Origin of the sequence: Rhodococcus sp. 05-2254-5, from assembly GCF_002258575.1 — a bacterium.
Classification (GTDB): Bacteria; Actinomycetota; Actinomycetes; order Mycobacteriales; family Mycobacteriaceae; genus Rhodococcoides; species Rhodococcoides fascians.
The window spans coordinates 94,879-113,282 of the sequence record NZ_NOZG01000006.1 but is presented as its reverse complement, the minus strand read 5'-3'; the positions used below and the strand labels follow the sequence as shown (position 1 = coordinate 113,282).

Genomic DNA, 18,404 nt, shown 5'->3' with positions numbered 1-18,404 from the left:
GATCACAGCCGGGGTCACTCCAGGATGAAGACGGGGAGTTGCCGGTCTGTCTGGGACTGGAATTCGGCGTACTGAGCGAAGGACTCGACGGCTAGCGTCCACCATTTCTCGCGCTCGGCCCCGTCGAGCTCGCGGGCCTGGAGGGTGAGAACCTTCGTCCCGTCTTGCACCGTGACGGTGGGGTTTGCCTTGATGTTGTAGTACCACGACGGGTTCGTGGCACCGGCACCGTTGGAACCGACCATGGCGTACTTGCCGTCGGCTTCGACGCGCATCAAGGGCACGTACCGCTTCTTGCCGGACTTCGCCCCGGTGATCGTGAACAGCACGACAGGCAGACCCTGATACTCGGCCCCCTCGGTGGTGCCCTGCTCGAGAATCTGCTCGGTCAGCTCGCGGACCCAGGACTTGGGGCTCAGCTCGGTTTCGGTGGCGGTCTCGTTGTTAAGCACGTGGGCGCCAACAATCGCCATGGCCGGAAATTCCTGACACGTCTCGCTCACCGAAACTTTGCCCCTCTCCTGGTAATTCCACCCCCTTCCACACCGGGGATCGTGGCATCGATGCGTGGGCAACGCGTGGTTGGCCGCGGGCGCAGATTATTGCCGAAGACATTTTGGGGTACATCCGTGTCGGACGTGCATCCGATGCGCGATCGGGCAGGCTGGGGTCTTCGCTTCGATAGCAGGGGCGACACCGGTATCGAAGCTGCGCTCCGGGAAGGCCGTGAGAATCGAGAAAAAGAACGGTAGACGGACAGTGATCACTGCCCGGGATTTCCGCGCAGGCTGTCGTCGCGCTGAATCGGGTCATCGATCGCGGTTGGACAGGTACACCGCGAAAATAGCCGTCGAGCCGAAAATGGCTCAGTCGGCGGGACGGGCTTGATCAGCCTCTAGAGCAACGGTTTCCAACTCGGATCGGTACTCTGCCCACCATGCTGCGTCGCCGTCGGCCATGTTCTCGTTGCCGAGGCGCAGTCCGACGGAGTTGTCGATCAATTCGCGCAGTATGTCTGCGTGTCCGGCATGTCGATTCGTTTCGATGCACAGATGCACCAGTACGCGATGCAACGTCACTTCTTGTTTGTCCGCAGGCCAGTGCAGGACGCGTCCCGCTGCATCCAGGTCGAGTGAATCGATGGTCTTGTCGGCATACGTCCACGCCTCGCGGTACAGGGCGACAATGGATTCCGACGATTCTTCGGCGGTGGCCCACATGTCGGAATTCAGCCGGGCCATGCCCTCTGCTTCCAATTCCGCGAAACGAGCTGGAAATTCGCGACCGAACGTGAGGCCGAAGTAGCCGTATTCGACGATGGCGAGGTGTTTGACCAACCCCAAGAGGTTGGTTCCCGTCGGCGTCATCGGTCGGCGCTTCTGGTATTCGGTGAGGCCGTCGAGCTTCCACAGCATGTTCTGGCGAGCGATCCGAAGGTATTGGTGCAGCTCGTCTTTCATGTCGTTCAGCTCGTCGATGCGTGCCACACGAGGGCTGCGGCCAGTGCGCCGAGTCCGTTCAACGACCAGTGCAGGGCGATGGGTGCGATGAGACTCCCGCTTCGGCTGCGCAGCCAGGTGAAGACGACCCCGGCGGCGGCGGTCGCGACGACTGCGAGCGCGATCCCGACGATTTGCCCGAACAGCCCGCCGCCGAGAAATCCGCTGAGTCCCACGTTCCCGGCGGTCAGGCCGAGCGAGGATGCGATGTGCCACAGACCGAAGAGCAGGGACCCTGCCGCGAAGACTCCGCGTGCACCGTAGATGCGGCCCAACGTGCCGTGTAGCACCCCACGGAACGCGAGTTCTTCCGGGATGACCGTCTGCAGCGGAATGACGATCATCGAGGCGACCAGCGCCGCAGAGATGGTGGCATAGCGATCGGCCATGAAGAAGGGCCGCGTCATCGGTAGCAATGCACCGATGGCGATGACGGTCAGGACGATGCCGACGGCACCGAGTGCGTAGAGCGAACCCGTCTTCCACTGCTTGGGTGACAGTCCCAGCTCGGCCCATCCGAGTCCGCGACGGTTCGACAGGATCACCAGGAGAACGGCGGCGATCGGAACCGTCGCGATACTCGCCCACACCGTGGTGAAGTGTGCGATGAGGTTGGTGCCCACGAGGACGAGAACGACGATGGCGACGTCGAGATAGGCGCGGACGGCCCGTCGGGGTGCCACGCTCCCGGCTGGATTGACGGCAAGCATTGGATCGAGTGTACCGGCGTCAGCTGATGACACCCGGAGAATCGAGGCTTCTGTCGAGGCCCTTACGGTCGTAGAGAAGGGTGAACACCAGGCCGAACACGAGCCCGATGAGCAGCCCGAGGGACGTCATACCCACCGAATGCAGCAGGCCGGCGTCGGGCGAGGCGTTGAAGTACAGGATCGATCGGGTGCCGAGGAAAATCTGATGCATCGGCTCGAACTGGGCCAGCCACGTGAAAATCGGCGGGCTCGCCTCGAGAGGAATCGTGCCACCCGAGGACGGCAGGGCCAGGATGATGAAGACGACCAAGTTGACCAGCAACCCTGCTGTGCCGAATGCGGACATCACCGCCAGCGCCGTGAATCCGACGGCGGTGATCGCGAACGCGCCGTACATCCACAGGGTCCACGCATGGGTGATGGGCATGCTCAGCAAGTGGCTGATCAGTAGGTACAGGGCGGATACGAGCATGGCCAGAACGAACATCACCAGCCACTTGACCAACAGCGTCTGGAACCGGCTGATCCGGGTGGGTCCGCGGTGGATGTACTTCGGGCCGATTTCGGTTGGAGTGAACCCCAACAAGCCGTCGACGAGGGTGCTGACGATGGTCGCACCGGTGAATCCCGCCAGGACGAGCAGTAGCGCGTAGTAGAACGCAGACAGGCCACCGCCGGTACCGTCGGGCAGTGGATCGTGCTGGGCAACAATCACATTGATCGGCTGCGCCAACGTCAGAGCGCTCGCGCCCGCCAGGGGAGTGTCGCCGAGCTGCTGGCGAACCTGATCGGTGATCTGTTGGCCCACGGTCTGATTCACCGATTCGAATGCAGGAGTGGCCACTCCGGTCACGAGCGACATTCCGAAGCTACCCGCCCGCGGATTGGTGTAGACGGTGATGATCGGCTTCTCGATATCACCGGGAACGATGCTGCCCTCGGCCAGGATTCCCATTCTCTTGGTGAAATCACTGGGGATGACGATGGAGCCGTAGACCTCGGCCGTGGACAGCAACGATTCGGCCTGCGCCGGGCCTACCTCGCGGAAAGCGACCTTCTCGGAATCGACGTTCTGAATCAATCCGTCGACGATGTCGTTGCCGATATTGCGTTGCTCACCCGCGAGGGTGTCGCCCTCGTCCTGGTTGACGATCGCAATGGGCAGATCGTGCAAGTTGCCCCGTGGATCGAGAACACCGCCCAGATACAGGGCCGCGAGAAACGACATGAGGGTCGAGACGACAAGGATCGGAGCGAGCCAGAAGCGCGGCGAACGAAGGACGTCGGCCATCGACCGAGGGGTTCTGTCGGGTGTCACCGGATCAGTGTCGCAAGTTCGGCTCCCATGTGCGCGGTAGTTCGACCCCTGCTAGGAAGTCCCGCCCTTCTGGACAGGTCGGCAGAATGCACGCCGGACGGTGGCGGCGAGGGCGGCCCGGCGTCGGTCGTGGTCCGTCTCGGGCTCACTACGGTCGGCGGTGTGAATGATCGCCGCCTGAGCCCACGTGCCGGCCAACGCGATCAGCATCGACCAGATATCCGCGGGGTCTACGTCGTCCACGAGCAGCCCGGCGCGTTGAGCCTCGGCGATCATGACGAATTTCTCATCGTCGTGTCCGGGTCTGCGGTCGAACAGCGGCCCGGTCGGGGTTCGCTCCAGCCGGGCCCACGTCAGCAGACGTACCAGCGTGGGGTCGCCGAGGTACATGTCGTAGAGCTTCATCGCGTACCCGGGCAGGTCGCCGGGAGTGAAGGCGATGTTCTCGATATCGGTGTCGACTCGCGTGTCGAAGGCGGTGTCGAACAAGGTGTCCTTGTTGCCGAAGTAGCTGTAGATCAACGATTTGTTCGATGCGGCCGTCGCCGCGATTCGGTCCACTCGTGCTCCGGCGATGCCGTGCGTCGCGAACTCCTCGGTGGCGGCGGCCAGCAGCCGAGCTCGGGTAGCCGTCGAATTGCCCATGCGAGAACCATACATTTCCAACTGGTTGGTTGAAAACTGTCCCACGACCCGCTACCGTTTCCAACCAGTTGGTTATTTCTGAAGGGATACGAACATGCGGACAGCTACCGGATACAGAGCCGTCGACGAGACCGCGGCACTCGAGCGGTGGACATTCGACCGGCGGGATCTTCGCGACGACGACGTTGCCGTTCGGGTGACGTACTGCGGGGTGTGCCACACCGATCTGCACTCGACGCGGAATCCCGGTGACTTCCCTGTGGTGCCCGGGCACGAGTTCGTCGGGGAGGTGACCGAGATCGGTCCCGGAGTCACGGATTTTGCCGTCGGCGATGCGGTGGCCGTCGGAAACATCGTCGACTCGTGCGGGCGGTGCGATATGTGCACGGTGGGTCAGGAAAATTTCTGTCGAGAGTTCCCGACCCTGACCTATGGAGGGCGCGACAGACACGATGGAATTACCACTCGCGGTGCGTATTCCGACGAATACGTGGTTCGCGATCGGTTCGTCTACCACCGCCCGGAGAACCTCGACCCAGCGGCAGTGGCACCCCTGATGTGTGCCGGCATCACCGTGTGGGAGCCGTTGCGCCGCTGGAACGTCGGCCCCGGCGTGAGGTTGGGGGTGGCCGGAATCGGCGGGCTCGGCCATCTGGCGGTCAAGCTGGGCCGCGCACTCGGGGCGGAGGTCACCGTATTCACCACCAGTGCAGGCAAAGCCGCCGACGCGAAGGAGCTGGGTGCTCATCACGTGGTCGTCTCGACCGACGACGCCGCGATGAACGCACTGGCAGGTGGTCTCGATCTGATCATCGACTGCGTGCCCGTCGAGCACGATCTCGCGCCGTACCTACGTTGCCTCGCACTCGACGGAACGCTCTGCACAGTGGGCTATCTCGGCTCGACGACGGTCGATTTCCTGGATTTACTGATCGGCCGGAAGAGTCTGGCGTCGGCGGGCAGTGGTGGACGCCGATACACCCAGGAATTGCTTGATTTTTGTGGCGAACACGGCATCGTCGCCGAGGTGGAGACGATGCCGTCCGCTCGAGTGAACGAGGCTTTCGATCGGTTGGCAGCCAACGACGTTCGGTACAGGTTCGTACTCGATATGTCGGACCTGGCTGCCCTACCCATGTGAGTGGAACTTCGTAGCAGGCTACGAAGTTCCATGCACATGCGGCGCAGCCGCTCCTAGGCGGTTGCGCGACGCGGCAGCTTCCAGTCCGGGCGAACCCAGTGGCAGGTGTAGCCCTCGGGGTACTTCTGCAGGTAGTCCTGGTGCTCGGGCTCGGCTTCCCAGAAATCTCCTGCCGGGGTCACCTCGGTGACGACCTTGCCCGGCCACAGGCCCGACGCGTCGACATCGGCGATCGTGTCCTCGGCCACGCGCTTCTGCTCGTCGTTCAGGTAGAAGATGGCCGAGCGATAGCTGGCTCCGATGTCGTTGCCCTGACGATTCTTCGTGGTCGGGTCGTGAATCTGGAAGAAGAACTCCAGCAGATCCCGGTACGACGTCTGGGTGGGGTCATAGATCACTTCGAGGCCCTCGGCATGGTTGCCGTGGTTGCGGTACGTCGCGTTGGGGACTTCGCCGCCGGTGTAGCCGACGCGAGTGGAGACCACCCCGGGCAGCTTGCGGACGAGCTCCTCGGCTCCCCAGAAGCATCCTCCGGCGAGAATGGCGGTTTCGGTGGCTGCAGACATGTGCTCTCCTAGTTCTCTATCGAGCGATACGTGGGGTTCAACGAACGAGTTGTCCTCATAATTCCGAATCGTGGGTGCGTTCGCCGACCTCCAGGACGAGTTTGCCGGTATTGGCACCGTCGAACAACAGGTTGAGCGTCGATCCGAACGCCGTGATTCCGCCGATCTCGATCTGCTCGCGCGCGGTCATCTTGCCGCTGGTGAGCAACTCCGACAGAGCGTCGACGCCTTCCTGGTAGCGATCGAGATAGTCGAAGATGATGAACCCGGTCATCGACGCACGGTTGATCAGCAGGGACAGGTAGTGCGCGGGTCCGGGCTGCGGTTCGGTGGCGTTGTAGCCGGAGATGGCCCCGCACAACACCACTCGCGCACCCTTACGCAGGCGCGAGAGCGCCGCATCGAGAATCTCGCCGCCGACGTTGTCGAAATAGACGTCGATGCCCTTCGGTGCAGCGGCCTTGAGGGCCTTGTACACCGACTCGTTCTTGTAGTCGATCGCCGCGTCGAAGCCCAGCTCCTCGGTGAGCCAGGCGCATTTCTCGGGTCCGCCGGCAATCCCGATCACGGTGGCCCCCTTGGCCTTCGCGATCTGACCGCCAATGCTGCCGACGGCTCCGGCAGCCCCGGAGATGACGACGGTATCGCCCTCGGTCAGCTTTCCGACGTCCATCAACCCGAAGTAGGCCGTCAATCCTGGGAAGCCGAGGGCACCGAGCCACGTGGGTGCCGGTGCGATCGATTCGTCGACCTTCTGCACTCCCGACCCGTCCGAGATCGCATGCTCGGTGACGCCGAACGAGCCCGAAACAACCTCGCCCACAGCGTAATCCGGATGCCGGGACTCGAGGACGCGGCCGACGGCATGAGCACGCATCACCTCACCGATGCCGACGGGAGGCACATACGAGCGCGCATCGTTGAGCCAACCGCGCATGGCGGGATCGAGGGAGACGTAGTCGACGGTGACGACGAATTCGCCGTCGCCCGGGGTGGGGATGGGTTCCTCGGTGAGATCCCACGTCGACTCGTCGGGACGCCCCACGGGCCGCTGAGCCAAGCGGATCTGACGGTTCACGGATGTCATCTACCGTTCCTTCCACATCGAAGACGTGCATGTCGAAAACAGGGTCCTTCGACACTAGGGCAGAATGACGTCACGATGACCAACGCGCCGAACACCACCCGCCTCGCCCCTCGCCTCGTCGCCAGCGATGTCGACGGGACCCTGCTCGACCAGCACGAACGTGTCAGTGAACGCACCAAGCGAGCTGTCGCAGCCGTCGTAGCGGACGGAGTGCCGTTCGTGCTGTCCACCGGTAGGCCGCCGCGGTGGATCCACCCCGTCGTCGACGGTCTCGGATACGCGCCGATGTCGGTGTGCGCCAACGGTGCGGTCATCTACGACGCGGCCACCGATCGCGTGCTCAGTGCGGAGACCCTCGATGTCGAGACGTTGCAGTGGCTGGCCGACGTCGCATACCGCGCGCTACCCGGCTGCGGTCTCGCCGCCGAGCGCGTCGGCCGATCGGCGCACGACGCGGCGACGCCGCAGTTCGTCAGCTCGCCCGGCTACGAGCACGCGTGGCTCAATCCCGACAACGTCGAGATGTCCGAGGACGACGTCGTCGACGTCCCCGCGGTGAAGCTGCTGATACGGCTGTCGGGATCGACCAGCGGCCATATGGCAAACATTCTCTCGCCGCTGATCTCCGGCCGCGCCGACCTGACCTTCTCCACCGACAACGGGCTCATCGAACTGTCGGCCCCGGGCGTCACGAAGGCGTCGGGCCTGGCGAAGGTCGCCGAGACCCTGTCCGTGGACGTCGCCGACATCGTCGCCTTCGGGGACATGCCCAACGACGTCCCGATGCTGTCGATGGTCGGCCTGGGCGTCGCCATGGGCAACGCGCATCCGGCTGCCGTCGCCGCCGCGGACGAAGTGACCGTCACCAACGCAGACGACGGAGTGGCGCAGGTACTCGAACGCTGGTGGTGATTCGCTGGTATAGCGGCGCATCGAACACGACAAGGGCCGAGTCACCACGGTGACTCGGCCCTTGTCGACTGTCGAAACTCAACCCGCCGGAGCGGGCTCGGCGACAGGTGCCGGCTCCACCGGCGCGGCGACCGGCTTCTGCATTTCTGCGTTGTAGGTGTCGTTGTACGTCTTGATCACCGTGGTCACGATGCCGGTGAGCTCATTGAAGATGAGCGAACCGTTCTCGAAGTCCGTTCGGAAGCCCTCCGGCACCTTGAACTCGTCGGTGAGCGGCAGACCGAGGACGCCGTCGACACCGCCCTGCTGCAGGTACTGCTGGAAGATCTTGCCGATGACGGCCACGGCCTGGCCGGCCATGTTGGTGATGATCTCGCCGTTCTGGAACTGAGCCTTCTCGCGGCCGCCGCTGACCTGAACCAGGCCGCTGACCGGTACGCCGAGAGCGCCGGTTTCGCCGCCCGAGGACAACCACTTCTGCGCGACGGGACTCGTCGACGCCAGGCGCTGCAATTCTGCGACCAGGGCCGGGATGTTCTCGCCCAGAGTCGAACTGACGTCCGTGCCCGGTCGTGACGGTGCCGGGTCGGTCACCGCGGTATCCGGTGCGGTGGCATCGGGCGCGGTCTCGGGTGCTGCCGGTGTGACGTCGCCGCCACCGCCGAGGTTCGCGGCCGCGATGTCGCGGATCTCCCCGAGCCTGGCGTATCCGGCGTCACCGGGGCATTCGGTGTTGCCGACGTCGCGGTGACCGAAGATCACCGGCAGGTCGACGCTCTTGCCTTTGCCGATGAACGTGAAATCCGTTCCCTCGGAGGTCATCGTCGTGGTCCCCTTGGGATCCAGACCGGCCTTGCCGAGTCGCCAGCCGAGGAACTTGCCGACCGAATCGACGGTCTCCTGCGACGGATCCTGAGTGGAGTAGTCGCCCATCATGGCCACTCCGACGGTGTTCTCGTTGAATCCACCGGCGTGCGCACCCTGGACCGGCTTGTCCAAGCCGCCGGCGCGACCCTCGAAGATCTGGCCGTACTTGTCGACGAGTGCGTTGTAGCCGATGTCGCACCAGCCCAGAGTCTGTGCGTGGTAGGCGTAGATGGCGCGGACGATCTCGGCCGATTCGGACTTCGAGTAGTCGTTGCTGCCTGCGGTGTGGTGCACGGTGGCACCGCCGATGAAATCGTCGATTGTCGGGTTGGCGCAACGGATCGACTCGTCAGCGCCCCACTGGGCGCGGGTGATGACGTTGGGACCTGCATCGCCTGCCACCGGAGTAGCGAGGTCGCTCAACGCCGAATCGGCGGGGGACGTGCCGGGGGTGATGAGCACGGCGCTGATGTCGCTCACTGCCGACGCCAACTGCTCGGCCGACACCTCAGGAGCGGCGTCGGGCGCAGCGGGCTCTATCGGTGCCGGATCCTGTTGGCGCAGCGGCTTGCTCGACGACGCGGGTGTGTAGCCCAAAGGCTGCTCCGCAACGGCGGGAGCAGGTGCAGGTGCCGTGGCATCGGAAGGCAGCGGAACCACCGGGACCTCCGGAACCGGCGGCGTTGCAAAGCTTTCGGGAGCAGCGCTGCTCGTCAGCGGAGTCAACAGCACCTGCACGGCCTTGGTGAGTCCCACGAAGATCGGTTCGGTGCCCTGCTTTTCCGCAGCGGGAACGGCGTCGCTCGCAGTGGTATCCACCGGTGCGGTCTGCAGCCACGGGCCCCAGGATCCGTCCTCGAGCTGACGTCGAACCTGTGCGCTCGCGCCGTTCAGCTGGTCGGAGGTCAACGCCACCATGCTGAACGGGGTGTCCTGCGAGATTTCCTTGACTGCGGCTCCGAGCGGCGGCCCGGTGGGGTCGGCCGCTTCAGGATTGACCGGTGCCGAGGCGTCCACCCTGGGGATCGGGGCCTGCGCGGTTGCGCCACCCGGAGCCGGCGTCGTGAGACCCGGGATGTCGGGAATCTCGATCGGCGGGATCACGATGGAATCCGGCAGCGGCAGGTATTTCAGATCGGAGAGCCGCAGATCGGGCAGCGGCAGGCCGGTGAGCTCCTGCAGCGGAATGACGATGTCCGGCGCAGCGCTCAGCGCGGTCTCGACGATCTTCGTCGGCACGGTGACCGGGGTTGTCTCGTTGGCCGGTCGAACTCCGGTGGTCGTGCTGTCTGTCAGCCCTGCGACCGCAAACGGGGTCGCGACGGCGAGTAGTGCGACAGCACCGAGAACGATCGACGGCTTCGTTCGACGGTTCGGCAAGGCGGTACTCCCTGGTTGGTGGTAGGTACGCGTCGTAGAATCTCCCACTGCTGAACAACAACATTCACATCAGCAACATGAGTCCCATCAGACACAAGGCTAAACCTTAGCTTGACAGTTAGCCACAGCCGGGAAGTTCCAGTGGCGCGGCGCGTCGGGGCTTGCATTCCTGGGTCATTCCGCAGGCTCCACTCCCGCCTTCATGGGTCATTCCGCAGGCTCCACTCCCGCCCCCTACGCTTTCCACCTGTGACTGTGCACTTCATCGGAGCCGGACCCGGAGCGGCAGACCTGCTCACGTTGCGGGCCGTCGAGTTCCTGCGATCCAGTCCGGTGTGTGTCTACGCCGGTACCTACATCGACGACGCGATCCTCGAACATTGCTCGGCAGGTACTCGCCTGGTCGACACCGCGAAGCTCGATCTCGATGCCATCACCGCCGAACTCGTCGCCGCCGACCAGCGCGAGGACGACGTCGCACGCCTGTGCTCGGGTGACCCTTCCCTCTACTCCGCGATCGCAGAACAGTCGGCTCGACTCGACGCCGCGGGTGTGCCGTGGGACGTCACCCCGGGAGTGCCCGCCTACGCGGCCGCCGCGGCCACGTTGGGCGTCGAGCTGACCGTTCCCGAGGTGACGCAATCGGTGGTCCTCACTCGCGCGCAGGCCCGCTCGACGGCGATGCCGGACACCGAGGCGCTGGCCAACTTCGCGGCCACTCGCGCGACGTTGGCTTTGCATCTGGCCATCACCCGCACCCGTGTCCTCGCCGACGAGTTGGCGCAGTTCTACGGCTCGGACTGCCCCGCCGCGGTCGTCTTCCATGCCAGCAAGCCCGACGAGATCGTTCTGCGCGGCACTCTGGCCGACATCGCCGACCAGGTCGAGGCCGCCGGCCTTCGTCAAGCTGCGGTGATCCTCGTCGGTCCTGCTCTGGCTCGTCGCGTCTTCGCCGAATCCCACCTGTACGACGCCTGCCGGGACCGCTCGTGAAAATCCATCTGATCGGCATCGGCGGTGGTCACCCGGACCAGGTGACGGTGCAAGCCGTCGAGAAGCTGCGGGCCGTGGACGTGTTCGTCGTGGCAGACAAGGGCGCGTCCGTCGGGGATCTCGCAGCAGCCAGGCAGGAGATCCTCGAACGCCACCACGGTGGAAGCTACCGGGTCATCGAGGTGCCCGACCCCCCACGCGACCGGTCACCTCGGCAGTACGAGACCGCGGTCCTCGATTGGCACGACGCCCGCGCCCGGGCGTACGCCGACGTGCTCGACGGTCTCGCCGACGGCACCGTCGTGGGGTTTCTCGTCTGGGGAGACCCCGCGCTCTACGACAGCACGATCCGCGTCGTCGAGCGGATCGCCCAACTGCGCGGCGACATCGAGTTCGATGTCACACCCGGCATCTCCAGCGTGTCCATGCTGGCGGCGAGTCATCGACTCGTCCTCAATCGCATCGGGGGCCCGATCGTCATCACCACCGGCAGGAACCTGGCCGGCGACGTCGCAGCCGGGCTGGACAACCTCGTCGTCATGCTCGACGGCAACCTGGCCTGCAGTGCGCTGACCGGCGCAGGCTGGGGCATCCACTGGGGAGCCAACCTGGGTACGACCGACGAGAAGCTCGTGGCCGGGCCGCTCGACGACGTGCTCGACGACATTCGCCGCGCCCGCGCCGAGGTCAAAGAGGCACACGGCTGGGTGATGGATACCTACCTGCTCCGACGCCTGCCAGGTTGACACCGGACCGGCCGGGCGGTGCCTGGCGGGGTGGAGCCGTCACGATCGTCGGATACCCTGGTTGCCCGTGACTGCTGTAAGCCCCGAGACCACCTCTTCCGACGCCACCGCGACCGGCCGCTACGACCTCATCGTCGTCGGATCCGGGTTCTTCGGTCTGACCGTGGCAGAACGGGCGGCGTCCCAGCTGGGCAAGCGTGTTCTCGTTCTCGATCGGCGGCACCACCTAGGCGGCAACGCGTACTCGGAAGCCGAGCCCGAGACGGGTATCGAGATCCACAAGTACGGTGCGCACCTGTTCCACACGTCCAACAAGCGCGTGTGGGACTACGTCAACCAGTTCACCGACTTCACGGGCTACCAGCACCGCGTCTTCGCGCTGCACAACGGTCAGTCGTACCAGTTCCCGATGGGCCTGGGGCTGATCTCGCAGTTCTTCGGGAAGTTCTTCTCCCCGGCCGAGGCGCGGGCCCTGATCGAGGATCAGTCCAGTGAGTTCGACTCCAAGGACGCGCAGAACTTCGAGGAGAAGGCAATCTCGCTGATCGGACGTCCGCTCTACGAGGCGTTCATCCGGGACTACACGGCCAAGCAGTGGCAGACCGATCCGAAGGAACTGCCCGCGGGCAACATCACCCGGTTGCCGGTGCGCTACACCTTCGACAACCGCTACTTCAACGACACCTACGAGGGGCTGCCGGTCGACGGCTACACCGCGTGGCTCGAGAACATGACACGCGACGAGAAAATCGACGTTCGCCTGAACACCGACTGGTTCGATGTTCGCGACGAGTTGGTCGCCGAGAGCCCGGACGCCCCGATCGTCTACACCGGGCCGCTGGACCGCTACTTCGACTACTCCGAGGGCGAATTGGGCTGGCGCACCATCGATTTCGAGACCGAGGTGCTCCCGGTCGGCGATTTCCAGGGAACGCCGGTGATGAACTACAACGACGGCGACGTGCCGTTCATTCGGATCCACGAGTTCCGCCACTTCCATCCCGAGCGTGAATACCCGACCGACAAGACGGTCATCATGCGCGAGTTCTCACGTTTCGCCGAGAGCGGCGACGAGCCGTACTACCCGATCAACACCCCCGACGACCGGCAGAAGCTCGAGGCGTACCGCAACCGCGCGAAGGCCGAGACGGCCTCCAACGGTGTGCTGTTCGGTGGTCGACTCGGCACGTACCAGTACCTCGACATGCACATGGCCATCGCGAGCGCACTGAACATGTACGACAACACCCTGGCCCCGCACTTCGAGACCGGCACCGCCCTGGCGGGGGACAAATGACCGCCAAGCATCTGCTCGAGGACGGGGTGGCAGACGTCGCGCCGGTCCTCGGAATATCGCTGTTGCAGCGTGTTCTGCTGCCCCGTTCGGGTGAGCCGCTCGACGTGCGCACGCTGTACCTCGAAGAAGCGACCACCAATGCCAAACGCGCGCACTCGCTCTCGCGTACCTCGCTCACCATCGGCGGCGAGTCCGAGGTGTCGTTCTGCACCTACTTCAACGCATTCCCGGCGAGCTACTGGCGGCGCTACAGCATCCTGAAGTCCGTGGTGCTGCGCGTCGAGGTGTCCGGCCACTGCCGAATCGACGTCTACCGGTCCAAGGCCGATGCGTCGCGCATCCACGTCGAGGGCCGCGAGGCCGTGGACGGCGATGCGGCGCAAGAGTTTCTGATCGACCTCGGCCCGTTCGAGGACGGCGGGTGGATCTGGTTCGACATCACCTCCGATTCCGAGGTGGTCCTCGAGAGTGCCGGTTGGTACGCGCCGATCGACGCTCCCGGTGAGGCGACCGTCGCCGTGGGTATCCCCACATTCAACCGACCGACCGACGCCGTCAAAGCGCTTGTCGCCCTTGGCTCGGACCCGTTGGTGCTCGACGTGATCCAGGCCGTGATCATGCCGGATCAGGGCACCCGCAAGGCGAAGGACGAACCCGGCTTCGACGAGGCCGCAGCTGCGCTCGGTGGCCGTCTCGCGATCCACGATCAGGCGAACCTCGGTGGGTCCGGCGGCTACAGCCGGATCATGTACGAGGCGCTGAACAACACTGCCTGCCAACACATTCTGTTCATGGACGACGACATCGAGATCGAGCCCGACTCGATTCTGCGGGCGTTGGCGATGTCGCGTTTCGCCAAGGTGCCCACGCTCGTCGGCGGCCAGATGCTGAATCTGCAGGCGCGTAGTCACCTGCACGTCATGGGTGAAGTGATCGACCGCGGGAACTTCATGTGGACCGGCGCGCAGAACGTCGAATACGACCACGACTTCTCCGAGGACCCGCTGCGCACCAGCAAGCTGCTGCACCGCCGCATCGACGTCGATTACAACGGCTGGTGGATGTGCATGATCCCGCGCGTCGTCGCCGAGGAACTCGGGCAGCCGTTGCCCCTGTTCATCAAGTGGGACGACGCTGAATACGGCTTGCGCGCACGCGAAGCCGGCTACCCGACGGTGACGCTGCCGGGTGCCGCGATCTGGCACATGGCGTGGAGCGACAAGGACGACGCCATCGACTGGCAGGCGTACTTCCACCTGCGCAACCGTCTCGTTGTCGCGTCGCTGCACATGCCCGGCGACGGCAAGGGCCTGGTGCTCGACACGATCAAGGCCACCGTCAAGCACTTGCTGTGCCTCGAGTACTCGACGGTCGCCATCCAGAACCTCGCGATTCGTGACTTCCTGGCCGGTCCCGAGCACATCCTGGAGATCCTGCCCACGGCATTGCCGACGGTGCACGCACTGCGCAAGGAATTCCCCGACGCCGTTGTTGTCGGCAGTTCCACGGAGTTGCCGCTCGCATCGGGTGAGGAAGTCGGAGCCGTCGGCCTGCCGACCAACCCGATCTCCAAGGTCCGTCGTCTGGCCAAGGGCTTGCTGCACAACGTCAAGCCTGCGCACCAGCAGCACCACGAGCGTCCGCAGCTCAACGTGCCGACTCTCGACGCACGCTGGTTCCTGCTGTCCCAGGTCGACGGCGTCACCGTCACCACCGCCGACGGCCGAGGCGTCGTCTACCGCAAGCGCGACCGCGCGCAGGCGGCGGCGTTGCTGAAGGAAGCGCTGTCGTTGCGCAAGCAGTTGGCAGCCGAATTCCCTGCGCTCAAGGCTCGATACCGTGATGCCGTGCCGCACCTGACCAGTAAGGAAACGTGGGAACGTGTCTTTCGTTACCAGGCGTAAGAGCCAGACCGAGGCACCGACCGAAGTGCGCATCCTCGAGAAGGTGCAGGCCACGGTCGGCAGCGCCCCCGGGGCGATCACCGTCGCGCGCGGGATGTCGCACTTCGGCGAACATGCCCTCGGCTGGGTGGCGATCGCAGGTATCGGCGCTGCGCTGGACGCGCCGCGGCGACGCCAGTGGGCGTCGGTGGCCGTCGGTGCCGTCGGATCGCATGCCGCGTCCATCGTCATCAAGCGCATCGTGCGCAGGCCGCGTCCCCACGATCCGGCCGTCCGGATCAATGTCTCGACGCCGAGCAAGCTGAGTTTCCCGTCGTCGCATGCGACATCCACCACAGCGGCTGCGGTTCTCCTCGGCCGCGTGACCGGGCTACCGTTACCGGCGGTCCTCGTCCCACCCATGTTGCTCTCGCGCTTGGTGCTCGGAGTCCATTACCCCACCGACGTGCTGGCCGGATCTGCACTCGGCGCGTTGACGGCTGCTGCCGTCGTGAAGTTCGAAGGAGACAAATGAGCGAGGATGCCGCACCCGTAGGCGCACCGCCGAAGAATCTGGCGGACGGCATCGTCAAGGCGCTTCGCCCGCGGCAGTGGGTCAAGAACGTGCTGGTCCTGGCCGCGCCGTTGGCGGCAGGCTCGGTCACCGATCGCGACGTGCTGCTGTCCGTCGCGCTCGCGTTCATCGTGTTCTGCTTCGCCGCCTCCGGCGTCTACCTGGTCAACGACGCCATGGACGTCGAGGCCGACCGCGCGCACCCCACCAAGCGGTTCCGGCCGATCGCTGCAGGAGTCCTGCCCGTCACGATCGCCTACGCGATGGCCGTGGTGTCGCTCGGACTCGCCGTCGGCCTGTCGTTCTTCGCGAACTGGAAGCTCGCGCTGGTCATCGGCGTCTACATCGTCATCCAGCTGGCGTACTGCTTCGGCCTCAAGCACCAGGCCGTGCTCGACATCTGCATCGTCTCCTCGGGCTTCCTGCTCCGCGCGATCGCCGGTGGCGTCGCTGCCTCGATCCCGCTCTCGCAGTGGTTCCTGCTGATCATGGCGTTCGGCTCGCTGTTCATGGCGGCAGGCAAGCGCTACGCCGAGCTGCAACTGGCCGAACGCACCGGGGCGAAGATCCGTAAGTCGCTCGAGAACTACACCACGACATATCTGCGCTTCGTGTGGACGCTGTCCGCGACGGCCGTCGTCATCTGCTACGGCCTGTGGGCTTTTCAGCAGGACGCCGAAACGGACTCCAACTGGTTCGCCATCTCGATGATTCCGTTTACTATCGCAATCCTGCGATACGCAGTGGACGTAGACGGCGGCGAGGCAGGCGAACCCGAAGAGATCGCGTTGGGAGACAGGGTTCTCCAGCTACTCGCCATAGCGTGGATCGGAGTGGTTGGTGTCGCTGTCTACCTCGCCTGACCAGCGAGACACGCGAGAAGACACCCCGGCACCGGCGGTCTCGACCAGGGCGGTCTTCTGGGTCGGGACCGTCGTCACCGGTGCCCTGTTTCTGTGGGGTGCCTGGGAACGTCGCTGGATCGCCGACGACGGCCTGATCGTCCTGCGCACCGTCCGCAACCTGTTGGCCGGCAACGGCCCGGTGTTCAACGCGGGCGAGCGGGTCGAGACCAACACGAGCACCATCTGGACGTACCTCGTCTACGCGGGTAGCTGGCTCAGCGACGGCCGGCTCGAGTACGTGGTCCTGACGATCGCGCTCGTGCTGTCCACAGCGGCCGTCGTCATCGCGATGATCGGCACGTTCTCCCTGCGTGGGCGCACTGCGTCACGCACTCTCTTCCTCCCCGCCGGTGTACTCGTGTACATCGCGGTACCGCCGGCCCGTGACTTCGCGACGTCCGGGCTGGAGACCTGCCTGGTCATCTTCTGGCTGGCGGTTTTGTGGCTGCTGATGGTTCGCTGGGGGCAGCGCCGCGGAGGTGGCGTCGAGCTGCTGCTGCTGGCCTTCTTCGCGGGCCTGGGCCCGCTGGTGCGCCCCGAGTTGTCCATCGTGTCGGTTCTGGCACTGGCGATGATCTTCCTCGCCCCACAGACGTGGTTGTCGAGGCTGCGCGTGTTCGCATTCGCGGGCGCGGTTCCCGTGCTGTACCAAATCTGGCGCATGGGCTACTACGGCCTTCCGTACCCCAACACCGCAGTGTCCAAGGACGCCGGCGGTGCCAAGTGGTCGCAAGGGTGGGCGTATCTGACCAACCTGACGGGACCGTACCTACTGTGGCTCCCGCTGGTGCTGCTCCTGCTCGGTGCCGCCCTGTCGGTGACACGAGTGCGCCCGACGCTGCCCAGAACAGTGGGCGGCCTGCTCGCCGCGTTGCGCACGCCGACTGCTGTCGTCGTATTCGTGCTCGTCAGTGGATTGTTGCTCGCGGTCTACGCAATTCGAGTCGGTGGCGATTTCATGCACGGGCGAACATTGTTGCCCGCCCTGTTCACGCTGCTGTTGCCCATTTCGATATTGCCCGTCGCGCTCCCGCAACGATGGTCCGGTAATCGTGCGACTGCTGTTTTCGTCGCAGATGTATTCGTCTGGGGTGGGATCGTCGTCTGGGCTGTGCTTGCGGCGAACACGACGGGAATGCCCCAGGGCTCGATCGTCGGACGAAGCGGAATCGTCGACGAACGAGCGTTCTATTCGCTCAACACCGGGCACGCTCATCCGATCCTGGCGTCGGACTATCTCGACTATCCGCGGATGCGGGCAATGGTTCAGGCGATCGACGACACCCCGGACGGCGGATTGCTGCTGCCGTCCGCGCAATTCACCTACTGGGATGTCGTCCCGCCGCCCCTCCCGATCCCCGAGGGTGGATTCGGTCACACCGTCTACTTCCTCAACCTGGGGATGACGAGCATGAACGTCGGCCTCGACGTGCGGGTCATCGACCAGATGGGGCTGGCGTACCCGTTGGCATCGCACACCGAACGCCTCGAGAACGGCCGTATCGGTCACGACAAGAACCTCTACCCGGACTGGGTCGTCGCCGATCTGGGACTGGTCGGCATCCATCCGTACCTGCCCTGGTACATGGACGAGGACTGGGTGACCGAAGCTCAGGTGGCGTTGACCTGCCCGGACACCCAGGAAATGCTGACGTCCTACCGAGCACCGTTGACGAAGGATCTGTTCGTCCGGAATGTGAAACGTTCGTTGTTCTATGCCGGTTATCGATTCGACCGGGTGCCGAAATACGAAATACAGCGATGTGATCTTCCGGCACCTGTATTGAAGGCGGATAATTAGCCGACAGAACACGAGAAGATCACCGGGTTGCGCCGATTCGGTCTCGACGCGAAGATGAGCTGTCTCGATCCTGTAACGGG

17 protein-coding genes are annotated in these 18,404 nt (G+C 64.6%); 9 read left to right on the top strand and 8 right to left on the bottom strand.

Going from position 1 to position 18,404, the window contains the following annotated elements; genetic code table 11:
• Positions 1-14: 14 nt before the first annotated feature.
• From CH278_RS04600 to CH278_RS04580, 5 genes are all read right to left on the bottom strand, one after another.
• Positions 15-473 (bottom strand): nitroreductase family deazaflavin-dependent oxidoreductase, encoded by a 459-nt coding sequence (locus CH278_RS04600; protein WP_052053248.1) that lies wholly within the window; start codon positions 471-473, stop codon positions 15-17.
• Between the two features lie 393 nt (positions 474-866).
• Positions 867-1,460, bottom strand: a complete 594-nt coding sequence (locus CH278_RS04595; protein ID WP_051365305.1) for a DinB family protein — start codon at positions 1,458-1,460, stop codon at positions 867-869.
• A gap of 5 nt (positions 1,461-1,465) precedes the next feature.
• Positions 1,466-2,209: a CPBP family intramembrane glutamic endopeptidase gene (locus CH278_RS04590; protein WP_027494825.1), complete on the bottom strand. Its 744-nt coding sequence runs from the start codon at positions 2,207-2,209 to the stop codon at positions 1,466-1,468.
• 19 nt (positions 2,210-2,228) lie between these two features.
• Positions 2,229-3,527, bottom strand: a complete 1,299-nt coding sequence (locus tag CH278_RS04585; RefSeq protein ID WP_373557319.1) for a YhgE/Pip domain-containing protein — start codon at positions 3,525-3,527, stop codon at positions 2,229-2,231.
• A gap of 51 nt (positions 3,528-3,578) precedes the next feature.
• Complete coding sequence (locus CH278_RS04580; protein WP_032366746.1) at positions 3,579-4,172, bottom strand: TetR family transcriptional regulator; 594 nt, start codon at positions 4,170-4,172, stop codon at positions 3,579-3,581.
• A gap of 94 nt (positions 4,173-4,266) precedes the next feature.
• Here CH278_RS04580 and CH278_RS04575 point away from each other — a divergent pair, with 94 nt between their 5' ends.
• Entirely contained in the window at positions 4,267-5,313 is a 1,047-nt protein-coding gene (locus tag CH278_RS04575) for an NAD(P)-dependent alcohol dehydrogenase (protein ID WP_032366747.1), read from the top strand.
• Between the two features lie 53 nt (positions 5,314-5,366).
• Here CH278_RS04575 and msrA read toward each other — a convergent pair whose 3' ends face one another.
• Together msrA and CH278_RS04565 are read right to left on the bottom strand one after the other, a co-directional pair.
• Entirely contained in the window at positions 5,367-5,879 is a 513-nt protein-coding gene (msrA, locus tag CH278_RS04570) for a peptide-methionine (S)-S-oxide reductase MsrA (protein WP_027494823.1), read from the bottom strand.
• Positions 5,880-5,934: 55 nt separating this feature from the next.
• Complete coding sequence (locus tag CH278_RS04565; RefSeq protein WP_032392963.1) at positions 5,935-6,966, bottom strand: NADP-dependent oxidoreductase; 1,032 nt, start codon at positions 6,964-6,966, stop codon at positions 5,935-5,937.
• A gap of 75 nt (positions 6,967-7,041) precedes the next feature.
• On the opposite strand from CH278_RS04565, the gene CH278_RS04560 reads away from it, so the two are divergent.
• The gene (locus tag CH278_RS04560; RefSeq protein WP_027494821.1) at positions 7,042-7,878 is read left to right on the top strand and encodes a Cof-type HAD-IIB family hydrolase; all 837 of its coding nucleotides are present in this window, start codon (positions 7,042-7,044) and stop codon (positions 7,876-7,878) included.
• 78 nt (positions 7,879-7,956) lie between these two features.
• Here the strand turns inward: CH278_RS04560 and CH278_RS04555 are convergent, their stop codons facing one another.
• Complete coding sequence (locus CH278_RS04555; RefSeq protein WP_094621293.1) at positions 7,957-10,125, bottom strand: N-acetylmuramoyl-L-alanine amidase; 2,169 nt, start codon at positions 10,123-10,125, stop codon at positions 7,957-7,959.
• A 249-nt stretch (positions 10,126-10,374) separates the two neighbouring features.
• Here CH278_RS04555 and cobM point away from each other — a divergent pair, with 249 nt between their 5' ends.
• The 7 genes from cobM (at position 10,375) to zomB (ending at position 18,324) form a co-directional block, all read left to right on the top strand.
• Positions 10,375-11,118 carry a precorrin-4 C(11)-methyltransferase gene (gene cobM / locus CH278_RS04550; RefSeq protein ID WP_094621292.1) on the top strand — a complete coding sequence of 248 codons (744 nt, stop codon included), beginning with the start codon at positions 10,375-10,377 and terminating at the stop codon, positions 11,116-11,118.
• The gene (gene cobF / locus CH278_RS04545) at positions 11,115-11,864 is read left to right on the top strand and encodes a precorrin-6A synthase (deacetylating) (RefSeq protein ID WP_027494818.1); all 750 of its coding nucleotides are present in this window, start codon (positions 11,115-11,117) and stop codon (positions 11,862-11,864) included. The genes cobM and cobF overlap by 4 nt, the downstream gene beginning before the upstream one ends.
• A 67-nt stretch (positions 11,865-11,931) precedes the next feature.
• Positions 11,932-13,161, top strand: coding sequence for a UDP-galactopyranose mutase (glf, locus tag CH278_RS04540; RefSeq protein ID WP_027494817.1), 1,230 nt, complete (start codon positions 11,932-11,934; stop codon positions 13,159-13,161).
• A complete protein-coding gene (locus CH278_RS04535) occupies positions 13,158-15,065 on the top strand; it encodes a glycosyltransferase (RefSeq protein WP_094621291.1) in 1,908 nt (635 codons plus the stop codon). The genes glf and CH278_RS04535 overlap by 4 nt, the downstream gene beginning before the upstream one ends.
• Complete coding sequence (locus tag CH278_RS04530; RefSeq protein ID WP_176456748.1) at positions 15,043-15,579, top strand: phosphatase PAP2 family protein; 537 nt, start codon at positions 15,043-15,045, stop codon at positions 15,577-15,579. Before CH278_RS04535 ends, CH278_RS04530 begins: the two co-directional genes overlap by 23 nt.
• Complete coding sequence (locus CH278_RS04525; RefSeq protein WP_027494814.1) at positions 15,576-16,481, top strand: decaprenyl-phosphate phosphoribosyltransferase; 906 nt, start codon at positions 15,576-15,578, stop codon at positions 16,479-16,481. The genes CH278_RS04530 and CH278_RS04525 overlap by 4 nt, the downstream gene beginning before the upstream one ends.
• Entirely contained in the window at positions 16,459-18,324 is a 1,866-nt protein-coding gene (gene zomB, locus CH278_RS04520) for a flagellar motor control protein ZomB (protein ID WP_306436685.1), read from the top strand. Before CH278_RS04525 ends, zomB begins: the two co-directional genes overlap by 23 nt.
• Positions 18,325-18,404: the final 80 nt, after the last annotated feature.